15 protein-coding genes and 1 riboswitch are annotated in these 18,567 nt (G+C 64.7%); of the genes, 8 read left to right on the forward strand and 7 right to left on the reverse strand.

What is annotated here, in order from left to right; all coding sequences use genetic code 11:
* Positions 1–34 precede the first annotated feature (34 nt).
* Together P9236_RS04755 and P9236_RS04760 are read right to left on the reverse strand one after the other, a co-directional pair.
* A complete protein-coding gene (locus P9236_RS04755; RefSeq protein WP_278073434.1) occupies positions 35–640 on the reverse strand; it encodes a TetR family transcriptional regulator in 606 nt (201 codons plus the stop codon).
* A gap of 392 nt (positions 641–1,032) precedes the next feature.
* Positions 1,033–2,673, reverse strand: a complete 1,641-nt coding sequence (locus P9236_RS04760; protein ID WP_278073435.1) for an acyl-CoA synthetase — start codon at positions 2,671–2,673, stop codon at positions 1,033–1,035.
* A gap of 203 nt (positions 2,674–2,876) precedes the next feature.
* Between P9236_RS04760 and P9236_RS04765 the strand changes: the two genes are divergently transcribed.
* The 4 genes from P9236_RS04765 (at position 2,877) to P9236_RS04780 (ending at position 7,914) form a co-directional block, all read left to right on the forward strand.
* Positions 2,877–3,842, forward strand: a complete 966-nt coding sequence (locus tag P9236_RS04765) for a sugar-binding transcriptional regulator (RefSeq protein ID WP_278073436.1) — start codon at positions 2,877–2,879, stop codon at positions 3,840–3,842.
* Between the two features lie 83 nt (positions 3,843–3,925).
* Positions 3,926–5,980: a bifunctional aldolase/short-chain dehydrogenase gene (locus tag P9236_RS04770; protein ID WP_278073548.1), complete on the forward strand. Its 2,055-nt coding sequence runs from the start codon at positions 3,926–3,928 to the stop codon at positions 5,978–5,980.
* 218 nt (positions 5,981–6,198) lie between these two features.
* A complete protein-coding gene (locus tag P9236_RS04775; RefSeq protein ID WP_278073437.1) occupies positions 6,199–6,813 on the forward strand; it encodes a hypothetical protein in 615 nt (204 codons plus the stop codon).
* A 24-nt stretch (positions 6,814–6,837) separates the two neighbouring features.
* Positions 6,838–7,914, forward strand: coding sequence for a D-alanine--D-alanine ligase family protein (locus P9236_RS04780; protein WP_278073549.1), 1,077 nt, complete (start codon positions 6,838–6,840; stop codon positions 7,912–7,914).
* Positions 7,915–7,976: 62 nt separating this feature from the next.
* Here the strand turns inward: P9236_RS04780 and P9236_RS04785 are convergent, their stop codons facing one another.
* The 3 genes from P9236_RS04785 to P9236_RS04795 form a co-directional block, all read right to left on the reverse strand.
* Complete coding sequence (locus P9236_RS04785) at positions 7,977–9,029, reverse strand: substrate-binding domain-containing protein (protein WP_278073438.1); 1,053 nt, start codon at positions 9,027–9,029, stop codon at positions 7,977–7,979.
* A 40-nt stretch (positions 9,030–9,069) separates the two neighbouring features.
* A complete protein-coding gene (locus P9236_RS04790; protein WP_278073439.1) occupies positions 9,070–10,065 on the reverse strand; it encodes an ABC transporter permease in 996 nt (331 codons plus the stop codon).
* A 78-nt stretch (positions 10,066–10,143) separates the two neighbouring features.
* Entirely contained in the window at positions 10,144–11,655 is a 1,512-nt protein-coding gene (locus P9236_RS04795; protein WP_278073440.1) for a sugar ABC transporter ATP-binding protein, read from the reverse strand.
* A 138-nt stretch (positions 11,656–11,793) separates the two neighbouring features.
* Here P9236_RS04795 and mtnK point away from each other — a divergent pair, with 138 nt between their 5' ends.
* The 4 genes from mtnK (at position 11,794) to fba (ending at position 16,138) form a co-directional block, all read left to right on the forward strand.
* Positions 11,794–13,068, forward strand: coding sequence for an S-methyl-5-thioribose kinase (gene mtnK / locus P9236_RS04800; RefSeq protein WP_278073441.1), 1,275 nt, complete (start codon positions 11,794–11,796; stop codon positions 13,066–13,068).
* Positions 13,065–14,159 carry an S-methyl-5-thioribose-1-phosphate isomerase gene (gene mtnA / locus P9236_RS04805; protein ID WP_278073442.1) on the forward strand — a complete coding sequence of 365 codons (1,095 nt, stop codon included), beginning with the start codon at positions 13,065–13,067 and terminating at the stop codon, positions 14,157–14,159. Before mtnK ends, mtnA begins: the two co-directional genes overlap by 4 nt.
* A 78-nt stretch (positions 14,160–14,237) precedes the next feature.
* Positions 14,238–14,382, forward strand: a riboswitch (FMN riboswitch).
* Positions 14,383–14,460: 78 nt separating this feature from the next.
* Entirely contained in the window at positions 14,461–14,925 is a 465-nt protein-coding gene (locus P9236_RS04810) for a 6,7-dimethyl-8-ribityllumazine synthase (RefSeq protein WP_278073443.1), read from the forward strand.
* Positions 14,926–15,073: 148 nt separating this feature from the next.
* Positions 15,074–16,138, forward strand: a complete 1,065-nt coding sequence (gene fba, locus P9236_RS04815) for a class II fructose-bisphosphate aldolase (protein ID WP_278073444.1) — start codon at positions 15,074–15,076, stop codon at positions 16,136–16,138.
* Between the two features lie 81 nt (positions 16,139–16,219).
* On the opposite strand, the gene P9236_RS04820 is transcribed toward fba, so the two are convergent.
* Both P9236_RS04820 and P9236_RS04825 read right to left on the reverse strand, forming a co-directional pair.
* Positions 16,220–17,497, reverse strand: a complete 1,278-nt coding sequence (locus P9236_RS04820) for a trehalase family glycosidase (protein WP_278073445.1) — start codon at positions 17,495–17,497, stop codon at positions 16,220–16,222.
* A 16-nt stretch (positions 17,498–17,513) separates the two neighbouring features.
* Positions 17,514–18,554: an ABC transporter ATP-binding protein gene (locus P9236_RS04825; protein ID WP_278073446.1), complete on the reverse strand. Its 1,041-nt coding sequence runs from the start codon at positions 18,552–18,554 to the stop codon at positions 17,514–17,516.
* Positions 18,555–18,567 lie beyond the last annotated feature (13 nt).

The raw sequence follows: 18,567 nt of genomic DNA on the forward strand, positions 1-18,567 counted from the left end.
TGAATTGTCGAGACCGGCACCCAGCGGGCGGCGGCTATTTCAAGGCTCTGATTGCGTAGTCGATGAGGTCGTCGGGCATCGCCCGATTGGTCTTGGCAAGGCACTGCGCGACCATCTGCGGATGACACAGGATGACGGTCGAGGCGCCGAAGCAGCGCGAGGCGATGACCGGGTCCTGCTTCCTGAACTCGCCGGCCTCGATGCCCTGGCGGATGACTTCGGCGAACAGGTCGTGGATACGGTCGACATGCTTGTCGATGACGCCCCAGTCGCGCTCGAGCGCGACGATGACCATCTCATGCACCTTCTGGTCATCGAGCATGACTTCCAGCGTCATCTTGTACTGGGCGTGAACATAGCGGCGCAGCCGCTCCTCCGCGCTGAGCGGCAGGCGCGAAATCTCATAGGCCATCGCGTAGCTGGCGCCGAGCATGCGGCCGCAGACGGCCTGGTGGATTTCCACTTTCGAGGCGAAGAAGCGATAGATGTTGGCCGGCGACATGCCGAGCTCGCGGGCGATGTCGGCAACGTTGGTCTTGCCGTAGCCGTAGTGCCGGAACAGGCGCTCGGCGCAGTCGAGAATGCGCGTGACATTCTCCTGTCTGGCGGGGTCGGCCACGATGTTGGCGGCTTCTGACATGGTTCTTTCTTTTGACGAGTGACGAATTTCAATTTTCGTCACTCGTAAATCGAAAGAGACGGAGAGTCAACGCTGAATCGACGTACGCGTACAAAATGGTGACAGATGGTGACAGCGAGGTGCGGCGAAGATTACGCTCACGACTAGGCATTGACGCCCGTGCCGTCGTCATCCACGGGCGGAGCAAGGAGCGAAGCGACGCGCGCAGACCCGAGGATCCATTCCGTGACGTCGGCCGACGAACGAAAGCGGATCAAGAGGTTCCGTCGGTCCGCACCGCCCTTGAGTTGCAAGGCATTCTCGACCGCCGGAGCACTACCGCGAGGTCACGGAATGGATCCTAGGGTTTCCGCGACGTCGCTTCGCGACTGCTCCACCCTAGGATGACGAACTCAGAGGCCCTTCGCCATTTCCCTCAGCCGAAACTTCTGGATCTTCCCCGTCGACGTCTTCGGAATCTCGGCAAAAACCACCGCCTTCGGCACCTTGAAGCGGGCGAGCAAGCCTCGGCAGTGCTCGATGATCTCCGCCTCGGTCGCGGTCTTGCCGGGCTTCAGCTCGACATAGGCGACCGGCACCTCGCCCCATTTCTCGTCGGCGCGGGCGACGACGCCGCAGGAGGCGACGGATGGGTGCTTGTAGAGCGCGTCCTCGACCTCGATTGACGAGATATTCTCGCCACCCGAGATGATGATGTCCTTGGAGCGATCCTTGAGCTGGATGTAGCCGTCCGGGTGCATGACGCCGAGATCGCCGGAGTGGAACCAGCCGCCGGCGAAGGCCTCGTCCGTCGCCTTGCGGTTCTTGAGGTACCCCTTCATGACGATGTTGCCGCGGAACATAACCTCGCCGATGGTCTCGCCGTCGGCCGGCGTCTCCGTCATCGTCTCGGGGTTCATCACCGTCAACCCCTCGAGCGCGGCATAGCGCACGCCCTGGCGCGCCTTCCTCGCCGTCCTCGGTCCTTTCTCCAACGCGTCCCACTCATTGTGCCATTCGTTGACGACGGCCGGGCCGTAGGTCTCGGTCAGCCCGTAGAGATGGGTGACGGCAAAGCCGGCGTCGGCCATGCCGGAGAGCACCGCCTCCGGCGGCGGCGCGGCGGCCGTGTTGAAGGTGACGGTCTGAGGGAACTGGCGCTTGTCCTCGTCCCTGGCGTTGATCAGCACCGACATGACGATCGGCGCGCCGCAGAGATGGGTGACATCGTGGTCGGCGATCGCATCATAGATCGGCTTCGCCCGCACCCAACGCAGGCAGACATGGGTGCCGGCCTGCACGGCGAGCGTCCAGGGAAAGCACCAGCCGTTGCAGTGGAACATCGGCAGGGTCCAGAGATAGACCGCGTGCTTGGCCATGCCGGCATGGATGGTGTTGGTGTAGGCCATCAGGGCGGCGCCGCGATGATGGTATACGACGCCCTTCGGATTGCCGGTGGTGCCGGAGGTGTAGTTGAGCGAGATGGCGTCCCACTCGTCATCGGGCATCGCCCAGGCGAAAGCCTCGTCGCCCGCGGCGACGAAGTCCTCGTAGTCGAGCACGCCGATCCGCTCGCCCTTCGGATAGGGCGCGTCGGCGGCATAGTCGGGGTCGTCGTAGTCGATGACCAATGGCTTGGCCTTGGCCAATGCCAGCGCCTCCTTGACCACGCCCGAGAATTCGCGGTCGACGATCAGCACCTTGGAGCCGGCATGGTCGAGCTGGAAGGCGATGACGGCGGCATCGAGGCGGGTGTTCAGCGAGTGCAGCACCGCCTTCACCATCGGCACGCCGAAATGCGCCTCCAGCATCGGCGGCGTGTTCGACAGCATCACCGTCACCGTGTCGCCCTTGCCGATGCCGTGCTTCGACAGCGCCGAGGCGAGCTTCAGCGAGCGGCGCCAGAAATCGCGGTAGGAGATGCGCCGGCTGCCATGGATGATGGCGACATGGTCGGGATAGGTCTTGGCCGCCCGCTCCAGATAGGTGAGCGGCGTCAGCGGCTGGTGGTTGGCGGCGTTCCGGTCGAGATCCTGTTCGTAGGGATTGGCCATCCCATCCTCCCAAAAAGTCTTTTCGAGCTTTCTAACCACTGGTCTGCGATCATGCCATCCCCCCGAACGATCGGGAAATACTATGATATGAGCGCTCGGTAGAATGGCTGTCTCGATCCGGCCGCGCCGGTAGGCGATTGCACCCAACCACCCAGATTTGACTTTTGTCGAGAGCCGTGACTAATGTCAGCCGAGGAGGCGGCATGGCGATCCGACCGGCAGAACAACTCATCCATAAGGCCGCCTGGCTTTACTATGCGCATGGCCTTCGCCAGGACGAAGTGGCGAACCAGCTCAAGATCTCGCGCGCATCGGTGGCCATGTATCTGCGCAAGGCGCGCGAGACGGGCATCGTCAACATCTCGACCTCGACGCAGCTCTTCACCGACGACGTCATGGCGCGCCGGCTGGAGGACGCCTTCAGGCTCGACGCCGTCTGGATCGCGCCGGAAAACGCCTATGTCGCCGATCCGTCGACCGACATCGCGGTGCTGGCGGCGAGCGTCTTCCTCGAATTGGTGAAGAAGGGCGACCGCATCGGGGTCGCCTGGGGCCGCACCGTCTATACCATTGCCGACATCATGTCCTACGCCGACCTGCAGGACGTCACCGTGGTGCAGCTCTGTGGCAATCTCGGCGCGCCCTATTCCTATCGTCCCGACCAATGCACGATGGAGATCGCGCGGCGGCTGAACGCCAAGGGCCTGAATTTCTACGCGCCTTTGGTATTGTCGACCGAGGAACTCGCTCGCGGCCTGCGCGCCGAGCCGGTAATTCGCGACCAGCTTGCCGGCATCAGCGACTGCGATCTCGCGCTCTATTCGGTCGGCGCGGTCGACGCCGACAGCCATCTGGTGAAATGCGGCGCGCTGACGCCGGCCGAAATGGCCGCACTTCGCAGGCAAGGCGCCGCCGGCGTCATTGCCGGGCAGGTCATCGACGCCAAGGGCGAGGTGCTCGACTGCGACTACAACCGGCGGGTCATCTCCGCCGAGCTCGCCTCGCTGCGCGCGATCGGGAAGCGATTGATGGTGGTGCAGGAGGATACGAAGTTCGAGCCGCTGCTGGCCGCGATCGCCGGCGGGCTCTGCACGCATCTGGTGGTCGGCGCGCATATGGCGGCGCGCCTTCTGGAGCACGCCGGGACGGCAAGCAAAAAGCCCCTCTAGAAACCACCCTGTCGCGACTGTCATCAAAGCGTCGCGGCTTCCTGTTCATGAGCAAACAAAAAGACGGAACCGGACGGAACGACATGAAGAACCTTTGGAACGACGCCGACGCGGAAAAGATGGTTGCCGACTATGCCAAGAAAGGCGTCGGCGGCGACCTCGCGCTGCGCGTCTACACGACCCGCCTGCTCGGCGGCGAGCCGCGGCTTGTGCTGCATGGCGGCGGCAACACCTCCTGCAAGACCAAGGCCACCGATCTCGTCGGCGACGAATGGGACGTGCTCTGCGTCAAGGGCAGCGGCTGGGACATGGCGGTGATCGAGCCGCAAGGCTTGCCGGCGGTGAAGATGGGCGCGCTCATCAAGGCGCGCGCGCTTGCCGCGCTGTCCGATGAGGACATGGTGGCGCTGCAGCGCTCCAACCTCATCGATCCCGCCTCCCCCAACCCGTCGGTCGAAACACTTCTGCACGCCTTCCTGCCGCACAAATTCGTCGACCATACGCATTCGACCGCGATCCTCGCCATCGTCGACCAGGAAGACAGCAAGGCTCTTGTGGCAAAGGTGTTCGGCAGCAAAATGGGTTACGTGCCCTACATCAAGCCGGGCTTCGACCTCGCCAAGGTGGCCGCGGAAGTTTTCGACGCCGACCCGAGCGTCGAAGGCCTGATCCTCGACAAGCACGGCATCTTCACCTTTGGCGACGACGCCCGGCAGGCCTATGACCGGATGATCCACTATGTGAACGTCGCCGAGGAGTATGTCGCGAAGAACGGCAAGCCGCAGGCTGCCAAGGCGGCGCTGCCGGCGAAGCTCGCCAGGCCAAGCGACATCGCGCCGATGCTGCGCGGCGCGGTGGCGGTGGCGCGTGGCGAAGGCCGCTTCGACCGAATGATCAGCGACTTCCGCACGTCGGACGCGATCGTCGATTTCATCAATTCGGCAAAGATCGCCGACTATGCCGGGCGCGGCGTGTCGACGCCCGATCTTTCGATCCGCATCAAGACCGGCCCGATGGCGGTGCCGGCGCCCGACGCCGACAAGCTCGACGACTACAAGGCCGTCATCCGCGGCCATGTCGAGGCCTTCGCCAAGGACTACCGTGCCTATTTCGAGACCAATGACGCGCTGGACGACGTCAAGCGCACCATGCTCGACCCGATGCCGCGCCTGACGCTGGTTCCGGGCCTCGGCATGTTCGGCCATGGCCGAACGCTGAAGGACGCCAAGATCGCCTCCGACGTCGGCGAGATGTGGATCGAGGCGGTGCGCGGCGCGGAAGCCATCGGCAATTTCCAACCGCTCTCCAAGGCCGACCTCTTCCCGCTCGAATACTGGTCGCTGGAGCAGGCGAAGCTCGCCTCGAACAAGCCGAAGCCGCTGACCGGCCAGGTGGCGCTGATCACCGGCGGCGCCGGCGCGATTGGCGCCGCGACGGCGAAGCTCTTCGCCGCCAATGGCGCGCATGCGGTCATCGTCGACCTAGATCCGGCCAAGGCCGCTGACGCGGCGAAAGCAGCCGGCAACAATTCGATCGGCGTCGGCGCCGATATCACCAACCCGGCCGAGATGCGCGCCGCCTTCGACAAGGCGGTCGCGGTCTATGGCGGCGTCGACATACTGGTCTCCAACGCGGGCGCGGCTTGGGAAGGCCGGATCGGCGAGCTCGACGATGCGCTTCTGCGCAAGAGCTTCGAGCTCAACTTCTTCGCCCACCAGTCAGCGGCGCAGAACGCGGTCCGCATCATGCTGGAACAGGGCACTGGCGGCGTCCTCCTGTTCAACACCTCCAAGCAGGCGGTCAATCCAGGGCCGAAATTCGGCGCCTATGGCCTGCCCAAGGCGGCGACGCTGTTCCTGTCGCGGCAATACGCGCTGGACTATGGCGCCCACGGCATCCGCTCCAACGCGGTCAACGCCGACCGCATCCGCTCGGGGCTTCTGACCGACGCCATGATCGCCAGCCGCTCCGGCGCCCGCGGCGTCTCGGAGAAGGAATACATGTCCGGCAACCTGCTTGGCCAGGAAGTGACGGCCGACGACGTGGCGCAGGCTTTCCTGCACCAGGCGCTCGCCGAACGCACCACCGCCGACGTGACGACGGTGGACGGCGGCAACATTGCGGCGGCGCTGCGCTGAAGAAGTGAAAGGCATCCCCGGACTGGTTCGTCGTTTACGAGAACGACGAACCGCTCTCTGTCTGTCCTGACGCGGTTCTCGGACGGAAGCCCGTTTTCGCACTTCTGCTGGAAAACTGCTCCAACTGGTCAAAATCTGCTCAAATCCTTCGCCTATTGCTCGAACAGCTTTAAGGGGTGCCTTGCGCCTCGCGGGCGAGACACAGGGCTGGAGCGGGCATGCAGTTCAGGGAAGTGCCTTATTTCAGCCAGTGGGAATCGCCCGGCATGACCTTGCCGCTGCTGGCGGAGGGACCATCGGCTCTTTATCGCGATCCGCTGTGGCGCAACTCGGGCGCGGAAACGGTCGAAGACTATGCGCGCTGGGCCGTCAATGTCTGCGGCATGGCCTGCCTGAAGATGATCCTTGCCTCGCGCGGCGAAATCCATCCCACGCTCAAGCTCGCCCGCGCCTGCACGGCCTATGGCGGCTATGTCGTCAATGACGGGGACGGGTCGATCAAAGGGCTGATCTATGAGCCCTTCGTCAGGTTCGTCCGCGAGCGATTCGACCTGCTTGCGGAAACGATGACGAACGTCGACATGGCCGCGGTGCCCGGACTGTTTTCACGGTGGCGCTACTTCATCGCCTCGGTGCACCCCGGCATCCGCTGGCCCGAACGCGAGCCGCCGTCCAAGGGCGGCCATCTGGTGTTGGTGACGGCGGCCTCGCCAGGCGAAATCCGCTTCCACAACCCATCCGGTCACGACCGGCAGAGCCAGGCGGATGTCACGCTGCCGCTCGCCAGCTTCGACCGCTTTTTCGCCCGGCGCGGCATCGCCGTCGGGTTCTGATCCTGCAACTTGACCATTCCGGAGATATCAATGGCCGAGAAAAGACTGCGTATCGGTGTGCTCTTTGGCGGCCGCTCCGCCGAGCAGGAGGTGTCGCTGCTTTCGGCGGCCAATGTCATGCATGCGCTGAATCCGGCGAAATACGATGCCGTTCCGATCTTCGTCACCCGCGATGGCCAGTGGCTGCTGAGCAGCTTCCAGGACGGCGCGCTGGCGACACCTTCAAGCGGGACCGAGATCTGCCTGGTGCCGGGCGGGCATGGACGGATGCTGGCCATTCCGGCCGGCGGGCCACCGCATGAACTACCCGCCATCGATGTCCTGTTCCCGGTCCTGCACGGTCTCCATGGCGAGGACGGCGCCGCCCAGGGGCTGGCCGAAGTAGCGCGAGTGCCGCTTGCCGGCTGCGGCATCCTGGGTTCGGCCACGGCGCTCGACAAGGACATCGCCAAGCGGTTGCTGAAGGCGGCTGGAGTGCCTGTCGCGCGTTCGGTGACGATCGACAGGGGCACAGCGCCTTCCCTCGCCGTGCTGGAAGATCAGCTCAGCCTGCCGCTGTTCATCAAGCCGGCGCGACAAGGCTCATCGGTCGGCGTCGCAAAGGTCAATGCCAGCCAGGAATTCGATCGGGCGCTCGAGGAAGCCTTCCAGCACGACCGCAAGCTGCTGGCGGAGGAATTCGTTCGTGGCCGCGAGATCGAGTACAGCGTGCTGGAAGATCCCGAAGGCGAACTCTTCGTCTCACGACCGGGCGAGATCGTACCCGCCGAAAGTCACGGCTTCTACGACTACAATGCCAAATACATCGACGAAAATGGCGCGGCATTGATCGTGCCTGCCGAACTGCCGCCCGAGGTCGAGCAAGGCATGCGCGAGATGGCCGCAAAGGCCTTCAGGGCCGTCGGTTGCGACGGAATGGCGCGTGTCGACTTTTTCCTGATGCCGGACATGACGTTCCTGGTCAACGAACTCAACACCATTCCTGGCTTCACCAACATCAGCATGTACGCCAAGGCGATGGCAGCAAGCGGCATCAGCTACCCCGAGGTCATCGACCGCCTGGTGGCGCATGGGCTGGCGCGGGCTGCGCGATCGGCCTGAGCGACCGACAAAACAAAAGAGCGGCCTGGGAGCCGCTCTTTCCTTTGGCAGATGGCTGAACGCTATTTGGCGTTCGGGTTGGGCATCCAGGCGGGCATCGCGACGTCGGCATGGGCGAACTGCGGCAGCTTGGCCGACAGATCCTCCATGTTCTTGATGTCCTTGTCGATGAGTTCCTTCTGCGTGATCAGCGTCGGCGGCACGATGACGTTGTGGCCGGGATCCTCGCCGGCGAGCAGCTGCGCCAGCGCGCGCACCGAAACCTGGCCGACGACGGCCGGGTTGGTGGCGGCCGTCGCTGCCCAGGCGCTGTCCGGCTCGCGCATCGCGGCGATATCCGAGGTCGAGATGTCGGCCGAGTAGATCTTGATGCCCTTGTTCAGGCCAGCCTCGTCGACGGCGATCTTCACGCCCTTGGCGAACTCGTCATAGGGCGCGAACATCACCTTGATGTCGGGATGCGCCTGCAGCACCGAGCGCGCCTGGTTGGCGACGGAGTTGGCGATCGGGTTGTCGAGCGTGCCGAACATGGCGACCTCGCTGATGCCCGAATATTTCTTCTTCACGTCGACCCAGGTTTCGTTGCGGCGGTCGAGCGGCGCAATGCCGGCGACATAGACGTAGCCGGCCTTCCAGGCCTTGCCATTGTCCTTCACCGCCTGCTCTAGGGCGAGCTTCGCCAGATCGCGATCGGACTGCTCGATCTGCGGGATCTTCGGGTTCTCGACATTGACGTCGAAGGCGACGACCTTGATGCCGGCGTCGACCGCGCGCTGGGCGGCGTCCTTCATCGATTCCGTCAGGCCGTGCTGGATGATGATGCCCTGCACGCCGAGCGCGATGGCCTGGTCGACCATGTCGGCCTGGAGGGCTGCATCCTGGCGGCTGTCCAGCACGCGCAGGTCGACGCCGAGCGCCTTGGCCTGCGCCTCGACGCCGGAGAGATAGGCCTGGAAGAAGTCACCGGTCGACAGATACCGCACCAGCGCGATCTTGACGCCCGGCTTGTCGAACGGCGCAGGGCGATCCGCCGCCAATGCCGTGCCCTGCATCAGCAGCGCCGCGCCCGCGAGGCCAAGTGCGGCCTTTCCCAGAAGTCTTCTTGTGATGCTCACGTCGTCTTCCTCCGTTGTTCTATTCATGCCCCGGTCGAAACTATCTCTTGCCCCTGCCGGAAAGGGCGAAGGTGAAGACAAGGGCGACGACGAGCACCGCGCCCTTGACGAAATCCTGCGTGTAGTAAGGGGCGTTCATCATCGTCAGGCCCTGCAGAAGAACGCCGACGAAGACCGCGCCGACGGCCGTGCCGAAGGCGTTGGGCTTGGCGGCGCCGAGCACCGCGTAGCCGATGAGCGCCGCCGCTACTGCGTCGAGCAGCAGATTATTACCCGAGGCGATGTCGCCGCGTCCAAGCCGGGCGGCGAGCAAAATCCCGCCGATCGAGGCAAAAACTCCCGAAATGACATAGGCCCAGATTTTGTATGCCTTGACAGGGGCGCCGGCGAGTTCAGCGGCGCGTTCGTTGCTGCCGACGGCATACATCATGCGGCCGAAGCGGGTGTATTCGAGGAAGAACCAGATCAGCACCGCGAGCACGACGAGCACCACCACGGAAACCGGGATCAGGCTCGGGATGAAGAAGTCGATGCGGTGGCGGCCGAGCGCCAGGAAGGCTTCCGAGAACTTGCCGTTGGCGACCGAGCCGTCGGGCAACGTCATGCCGGTGGCGATCGAGCGGCCCTCGGTCGGAATGCGCTGCAGGCCGAGCAGCAAGAACATCATGCCGAGCGTCGCCAAGAGATCGGGGACGCGCATATAGACGATCAGCCAGCCATTGATCAGGCCGACGACCACGCCGATGACCAGACAGGCGATGACGGCGACGATGGCATTCTGCTCCAGCACCACCATGGCGTAGGAGGCGGCCATCATGGCGCTGGTGGCGACCGAGCCTATCGACAGATCGAAGCCGCCGACGACGAGCGTCGCGGTGACGCCGAGCGCCAACACGCCGGTAATCGCCACCGACTGGAAAATGAAGACGGCGCTCTGCGGCGAGACGAACCCGTCGGCGGCGATCGCGAAATAGGCGATCAACCCGACCAGAAGGACGATGAAACCATAGCGGATGGCATAGTCACGCAATGTCATCGAACGCTCCGGCGCTGTTGCCCTCTCCGCCAAACTGGAACTCATGCATGCACTCCAAGTATCGTCATCGGTGCAATCTCACGCCGCGCTGTGCAGCGGCCCGCCGGCCACTTCAGCCAGCAGCCGGTCGAGATCGATATCGGCGTTCCTGTGCTCGCCGACGATCGTGTGTTCCGACATCACGAGAATGCGATCGGCAGTCTCAAGCGCCTCGTCGATCTCGGTGACGAAGAGGAGCGTGGCGCGGCCGTCGGCGCTGGCCCTCAGCTTAGCCGCGATGTCGCGCCGCGCCGAGATGTCGACGCCCTGAAACGGCTCGTCGAGGATGAATAGGCGCGAGGCCTGCGACATCCAGCGCGCCACCATCACCTTCTGCTGGTTGCCGCCGGACAGCGCCGAGAGCTCGTCCTTTTCCGAACGACAGACGATGCCGAGCTCGCCGATCTGGCGGCGGGCGGCGGCGCGCTCGACGCGGCGCTTCACGACACTGAGGCCCGACATGCGCTTGAGGAACGGCAGGCTGATGTTGCGCTCGATGTTGAAGCCGCCGACGATGCCACTGTCGGCGCGATCCTTGGCGACGAGGAAGACGCCGGCGGCGATCGCTGCGCGCGCCGAGTGCGGCGCGTAGGGCCTGCCGTCCATATGCATGGTGCCGGCCAGCGGCCTGCGCACGCCGAACAGCGTTTCGGCCAGCGCCGTCTTGCCGACGCCGACGAGACCGGTGATCGCCACCACCTCGCCGGCGCCGAGCGTCATCGAGATCGGCTTGGCGCCCTGCGAAAGCTGCAGGCCTTCGGCGGTGAAGACGGCGCGCGCCGAATTTCTGGCGACGACCTGGTCGAGGTGGATCTTGCGGCCGAGCATGGCGTTGACGGCGCCCTCATAGTCGAGCGGCTTCTGGTCGAAGACGCCGGAGATGACGCCGTCGCGCATCGAGACGATGCGGTCGGCAAGGCGCCGGATGTCGGACATGCGGTGCGAGATGTAGAGGATCGCGACACCCTGCCCGCGCAGCCGGTCGATCAGCGAAAACAGCCGGTCTGCTTCGGCGCTCGACAGCGAGGAGGTCGGCTCGTCGAGGATCAGCACCTTGGGCTGGTGTGCCATTGCTCGCGCAATCGCCACCATCTGCCGGTCGGCGAGCGAAAGGTCGGCGACGCGTGCCCTGAGGTCGATGGCGAGGCCCATGCGGTCGGCGACGGCCCTTGCCTCGGCGCGAACATTGGCAGGCTTGAACAGCAGCGATGCGCCCTTGCCGCTCAACCGGTCGAGCGTCAGGTTGGTGGAGACGTCGAGATCGGCCACCACGCCGTCGTTGATGTTCTGATGCACGGTGACGACGCCGGCGCGGATGGCTTCCGCCGGCGTGACGGGGTCGAATGCCTGGCCGGCAAGCCGCATCGCGCCGCCGCCGCGCTCGTAGACGCCGCTGATGATCTTGACCAGCGTGGACTTGCCGGCGCCGTTGGCGCCCATCAGCACGGTAACCTCACCGGCATGCAATTCGACCGAGATGCCGCCAAGCACCTCGTTCTGGCCGAAGGATTTCCTCAGGCCCTCCACACGGAACACGGCATCTGCGCCCATTCGTTCCTCCCTGACCATGACGCTATGGGCTCACTCGTCAATTGTCAACACGATTGACAATTGCCAGAGCGCTACCTAGCTTGGCCCCGCCGCCGTGGCTCCGCTATCGTTGGCGACCCACGAGCAGGAGGGGAGAGGATGACCGAGAGGAAGCCGTTCGAAGCATTGTCGGTGGAGACGCTGCCGAAGCGCCTTGGCGGAAACGCGGCGCTGACCGAGCGCATCGGCAAGGACGCCAGCCAGTGGAAGGTACGCGAGGTCGGCGACGGCAATTTGAACCTCGTCTTCATCGTCGAGAGCGACAAGGGCGCCGCGGTAGTGAAGCAAGCGCTGCCCTATGTGCGGCTGGTCGGCGACAGCTGGCCGCTGCCCTTGAAGCGCTCCTTCTTCGAATATCATGCCCTGACCAGGCAGGAGCGCCGAGCGCCCGGCTCGGTGCCGGCGATCTACCATTTTGATGAGACGCAAGCGCTGATCGTGATGGAGTATCTGGCGCCGCCGCACGTAATCCTCAGGCGCGCGCTGATCGACGGACGCGAGCTGCCGAATATCGCGCGCGACATCGGCCTGTTCATGGCCCGCACGCTGTTTCGCGGCTCGGACCTGTCGATGGCGGCGCGCGAGCGCAAGGCCGATCTCGCTTTATTCGCCGACAATGTCGAGCTCTGCGACATCACCGAGAACCTGGTGTTCTCCGACCCCTATTTCGACGCCGAGATGAACCGGCACACCAGCCCGCAGCTCGACGGCCTGGTGGCCGAGCTGCGGGCCGACCGCGACCTCAAGGTCGAGGCGCAGCGGCTGAAACATCTCTTCGCCGCCAATGCCGAGACGCTGCTGCATGGCGACCTGCATTCCGGCTCGATCATGGTGACGGACACCGAGACCCGGATGATCGATCCGGAGTTCGCCTTCTACGGCCCGATCGCCTTCGACGTCGGCATGCTGCTCGCCAATTTCTGGATGGCCTACTTCTCGCAGCGCGGCCATGAGGAGAAGGGCAGCCGGGATTCGATGCGCGCCTATCTGCTCAAGGTCACGGCCGAAACCTGGGCCGTGTTCCGTGCCGAGTTCTCGCATCTGTGGCGGACCGAGCGCACCGGCATGCTTTACCAGAAGAGCCTGTTCGAGGATCAAGGCGACAGGCTGGGCGCCGAACAGGCGCTCGACCACATGCTTGCCGGCATCTGGACCGACCTGCTGGGCTTTGCCGGCATCGAGGTGCACAGGCGCATCCTCGGCCTCGCCCACAACGCCGATTTCGAGACCATTGCCGATCAAGACCTGCGCGCCACATGTGAGGCCAAGGCACTGCGCTTCGGCCGCCACATCGCCGTCAACCGGCATCGGATCCACAGCATCGACGAGGTCAACACCTTGGCCGCGCTGATCGAACAGGAGAGCAGAATTTGAACGTCGGCGAGCGCCATTACCGCACCATTTGGCTCAGCGACGACAAGCGTTCGGTCGAGATCATCGACCAGCGCTGGCTGCCGCATGAGTTTCGCATCGAGACGATCGAAACAGTTGCCGGCATCGCCACCGCGATCCGCGACATGTGGGTGCGCGGCGCGCCGCTGATCGGCGTCACCGCCGCCTATGGCGTCGCCATCCAGATGACGGACGATCCGTCGGACGAAGCGCTCGACGCGGTTTGGGAAACGCTGCACAGGACGCGCCCGACGGCGATCAATCTGCGCTGGGCGCTGGACGAGATGCGGCGGTTTCTCAAGCCGCTCGCATCGGAAGAGCGCGTCGAGGCCGCCTATCGCCGTGCCGCCGAGATCGCCGACGAGGATGTCGGGCTGAACCGCGCCATCGGCGAGAACGGGCTCGCCATCATCAAGGCGATCGCGGCGAAGAAGAAGCCGGGCGAGACGGTCAACATCCTCACCCATTGCAACGCCGGCTGGCTGGCGACGGTCGACTACGGCACCGCCACCGCGCCGATCTACCTGGCTGCGGAAGCCGGCATCCCGGTCCATGTCTATGTCGACGAGACCAGACCGCGCAATCAAGGCGCCCAGCTGACCGCCTGGGAGATGGCCGGCCACGGCGTGCCGCATACGCTGATCGTCGACAATGCCGGCGGCCACCTGATGCAGCATGGCGACATCGACATGGTGATCGTCGGCACCGACCGCACCACGGCCAATGGCGACGTCTGCAACAAGATCGGTACCTATCTCAAGGCTTTGGCCGCCGCCGACAACGACGTGCCCTTCTATGTCGCGCTGCCCTCGCCCACCATCGATTGGACCGTAGCCGACGGGCTTGCGGAAATTCCGATCGAGGAGCGCTCCGGCGACGAAGTTTCGCTGGTCTGGGGCAAAACTGCCGACGGCAAGGTCGCCCAGGTGCGCGTCTCGCCGGATGCTACGCCGGCGGCCAATCCCGCCTTCGACGTGACGCCGGCAAGGCTGGTCACGGGGCTGATCACCGAACGCGGCGTGGCGAAGGCCTCGCGCGAGGGGCTGAGGGCGATGTTTCCGGAGCGGGGGTGAGAGCCAATCTCCCCTTGTGGAGAGATTGGCTAGTCGCCAATTGACAGCGCCTTCCGCCCCCTCCATACAAATCACCGTCAATGTTCTCAGGGCGGGGTGAAAGTCCCCACCGGCGGTAAGGGTCTCGACCCAAGCCCGCGAGCGCCTCCCGTCAACGGGAGGGTCAGCAGATCCGGTGTGATTCCGGAGCCGACGGTTACAGTCCGGATGGAAGGGAACGTACGCAAGGACGGTCCGCTCGCGCGGGCCGGTTTTTTGCGTCGTGCGTCCTGATTCTGGTTCGAAACGGAAGGAAGGACCCATGAATCAGCATTTCCCCAAAGATCATGCATACCGTCGCGTCGCCGTCATCCGTGCGCGCTGGCACGCCGATATCGTCGACCAGTGCGTGGCGGCTTTCGAGGCGGAGCTTACCGCCCTCGGCTTTGCCGTCGATGTCTTCGACGTGCCGGGCGCCTACGAGATCCCGCTGCACGCCAAGACGCTCGCCGAGACCGGCCGCTACGTCGCGATCCTGGGCACCGCCTTCGTCGTCAATGGCGGCATCTATCGGCACGATTTCGTCGCAAGCTCCGTCATCGACGGCATGATGACCGTGCAGCTTGCGACCGGCGTGCCGGTGCTGTCGGCCGTGCTGACGCCGCACAACTACCATGAGAGCGCCGAGCATCACCGCTTCTTCCACGAGCATTTTCGCGTGAAGGGCAAGGAAGCGGCGAAAGCCTGCGTCGAAATCCTTGCCGCGCGCGCACGTATCGCCGCCTGAGCACCGGTGCACCAGAACTAAACCGATTTGGATTTCAGGACCGCAACGAGAGTGGTTGCGGTGCGTCGGAAATCCGGCCAGAAGCAACGGGCCGCCCGCCTGGGCGGCCTTTCAAACACGGCTCGAACCAGATACGGGAGACTATTCGTTGGCTCGCATCACACTGAGACAATTGCTCGACCATGCCGCCGAACACGGCTACGGCGTGCCTGCCTTCAACATGAACAATATGGAACAGGGGCTCGCCATCATGGAAGCGGCCGAGGAGACCAAGTCGCCGGTCATCCTGCAGGCCAGCCGCGGCGCCCGCGCCTACGCCAATGACGTGGTGCTGGCCAAGCTGATCGACGCGCTGGTCGAGATCCATCCCGACATCCCGGTCTGCATGCATCTCGACCACGGCAACAACGAGGCGACCTGCGTCACCGCGATCCAATACGGCTTCACCTCGGTGATGATGGACGGCTCGCTGAAGGAGGATGGCAAGTCGCCGGCCGACTACGCCTACAATTCCGGCATCACGCGGCGCGTCGTCGACATGGCGCATTGGGGCGGCGTTTCGGTGGAAGGCGAGATCGGCGTGCTCGGCTCGCTGGAAAGCGGCGGCGGCGAGCAGGAGGACGGCCACGGCGTAGAAGGCGCAATCAGCCACGACCAGCTGCTGACCGACCCCGTGCAGGCCGAGCAGTTCGTGCGCGACACGCATGTCGACGCGCTGGCGGTCGCCATGGGCACCAGCCACGGCGCGTATAAATTCTCGCGCAAGCCGGACGGCGCGGTGCTGGCGATGAACGTGATCGAAGAGATCCACCGCCGCCTGCCCAACATGCATCTGGTCATGCACGGCTCGTCCTCGGTGCCGGAGGAGCTGCAGGAGATCATCAACAAATATGGCGGCCAGATGAAGCCGACCTGGGGCGTGCCGGTGGAGGAGATCCAGCGCGGCATCAAGCATGGCGTGCGCAAGATCAACATCGACACCGACAACCGCATGGCGCTGACCGGCGCGATCCGCAAGGTGCTGACCGAGAATCCGTCGGAGTTCGATCCGCGCAAATATCTGACGCCCGCCATGGCGGCGATGAAGAAGCTCTGCAAGGATCGCTTCGAGCAGTTCGGCACCGCCGGCAACGCGCCGAAGATCAAGCCGATCCCCTTGTCGGACATGGCCAAGCGCTACAAGTCGGGCAGCCTCGACCCGAAGTTCGGCTGAGTTCGGCCGATCTCGCGATCCGGACGACACCGGGCAGGAGCCGACAAGGTTCCTGCCCGTTTTCGTCGTTCCGGCGCATGCTTACGCGCCGCGCAAAAACTCGATCACCATCGCCGCAGTCCAGGTAAAGCGGCCGCCGCCAAGCGGCGCGCCGCTCTTCGGGTCATAGTATTCGGCAAAGCCGCTTTCCGTGATCAGGTCGAGGCTAGAGCGGGTGATGCGGCGGGCGACCTCACCGTGGCCGGCAGCGAGAAGTCCGTCGGCGATCATGTAGTTGACCACCAGCCAGACCGGACCGCGCCAGTAGCGCCCGGCGTCGAAGCGCGGGTCGGCGGGATCGTGCGACGGTACGATAAAGCGCGCCATGCCGGCCAGGCGCTCGATGGTGCCGGCAATCGAAGCGGCGCGATCCTCCGGAATGGCTGCGAAAGCCGGCAGGAGGCCGGCGACGGAGGCGCTGTCGACGAGCTTGCCGGCGACGCGGTCGAGGCAGAGATACTGGCCATGCGCCTCGCTCCACAGCCGCTCGATCGCCGCAAGGCCTTTTTGGGCGCGGGCGCGATTGGCATTGGCGATCTCCATTTCGCCGAGCACCTCTGCGAGATCGGCGAGGTCAACGCAGGCACGAATCAGGATGGCATTGAAACCGGGATCCACGATCTGGAACGGCGAGGCATCGTGCAGCCGGGCATTGTCCCAGCCAAGCCCGCGAAAATGCTGCACCAGCCAGAGATAGCGATCGTACTGCGCCTTGGTCGGCCGATGCGCCGGATCGGCATGCAAGATGTCCCGGCGAGTGTAAGGCTCGACGCCTTCGGTCGGCACACGATCGAAGGCGTCGTCCCAATCGATCGAGTTGTCGCGGCCGGACTCCCAGGGGTGGATGATCGCAACCAGCCCCTCGCCCTTGGGATCCCGGTTCTCATAGAACCACCGGTGCCAGGCATCGATCTTGGGCAGCAGCCTGCGAGCCCGCTCCACGACAAGCTTATTGTCGCGCGCCCGGTCGAACAGCCGGCGCACGGCAAAGCCGGCGACGGCCGGCTGGGTGATGCCGGAGGTGGCGGTCGGGCGACCGGTGCGCCAGACCTCGGGCCCGGGAAAGTAGCCATCGTTCCATACATGGAAGACGATGTGGGGAACCATGCCGTCGGGCCATTGGTGTGCGAACAGCGTTTCGATCTCGGTCCAGGCACGCGCCTCGTCATAGTGGGCGAGGCCAAGCGCCGTGAGGCAGGAATCCCAGTTCCACTGGAACGGATAGAGCCCCTTCGTCGGGATGGTGTAGTCGCCGTGGTCGTTTTCCTTCAGCACCTCGACGGCGCGGGCGATGATGTCTTGGGCAGTTGGGGCTGTCATGGCAGATCGAGGTCTTTCAGACGGCATTGGTGGTTTCAGGGTCGAACCAGCGGATGCGGTCAGGCTTGGGGGCGAGCCGCAGGCGGTCGCCAACGGCAACGGCGGCGTTGGAGTCGAGCACGGCGCGGAACAGGCCGCCTTCGACGTCGCAAGTGACCAGCGTGTGCGGGCCGAGGGGCTCGATGACGCGCACGGTGGCGGGCAGACCCGCCTCGCCGGCATCGACGTCCTCGGGGCGGATGGCGAATTCGATCGCTTGCCGGTCCGACTTCGGGCCGGGCAGCGTCAGCCCGGCGACGCTCCAGCCGCCATTCGCGGCCTTTGTGGCGGGCAGGAAATTCATCGGCGGGTTACCGATGAAGGAACCGACGAAGCGAGCGGCCGGATTGCGATAGACTTCTACCGGCGAGGCGGCCTGGACGATCCGGCCCTGATGCATGACGGCGATGCGGTCGGCGAGGCTCATCGCTTCCACCTGATCGTGGGTGACGTAGATGGTCGTGGTTTTCGAGGCCGCCAGCACGCCTTTGAGCTCGGCGCGCATTTCCAGGCGCAGCAGCGCATCGAGATTGGACAGCGGCTCGTCCATCAGGATGACGTCGGGCTCCATGGCGAGGGCGCGGGCAACCGCGACGCGCTGGCGCTGGCCGCCGGAAAGCTGACCGGAATAGCGCTTCAAGAGCTGCTCGATATGCATCAACTCTGCCGTGCGGTTGACGCGCCGCTCGACGTCGGCCTGCGGCAGCTTCTTCATGCGCAGACCGAAGGCGATGTTCTCGAACACGGTCAGATGCGGAAAGACGGCATAGTTCTGGAACACCATGGCGATGCCGCGGTCGCGCGGCGGCAGATGATCGACGCGGCGGCCGCCGATCCAGACCTCGCCTTCGCTCGGCGTCTCCAGCCCGGCGACGATCCTCAGCAGCGTGGTCTTGCCGCAGCCGGAGGCGCCGAGCAGCACCACGAATTCCTGGTTGGCGATGGCGAGGTCGACCTGATGCAGCGCGGTGAAGCCACCGAAGCGCTTGGCCACGCCCTTGATCGCGATTTCAGCCATGAACGTTCTCCGT

This window comes from Mesorhizobium sp. WSM4884 (assembly GCF_029625675.1).
Taxonomy (GTDB): Bacteria; Pseudomonadota; Alphaproteobacteria; order Rhizobiales; family Rhizobiaceae; genus Mesorhizobium.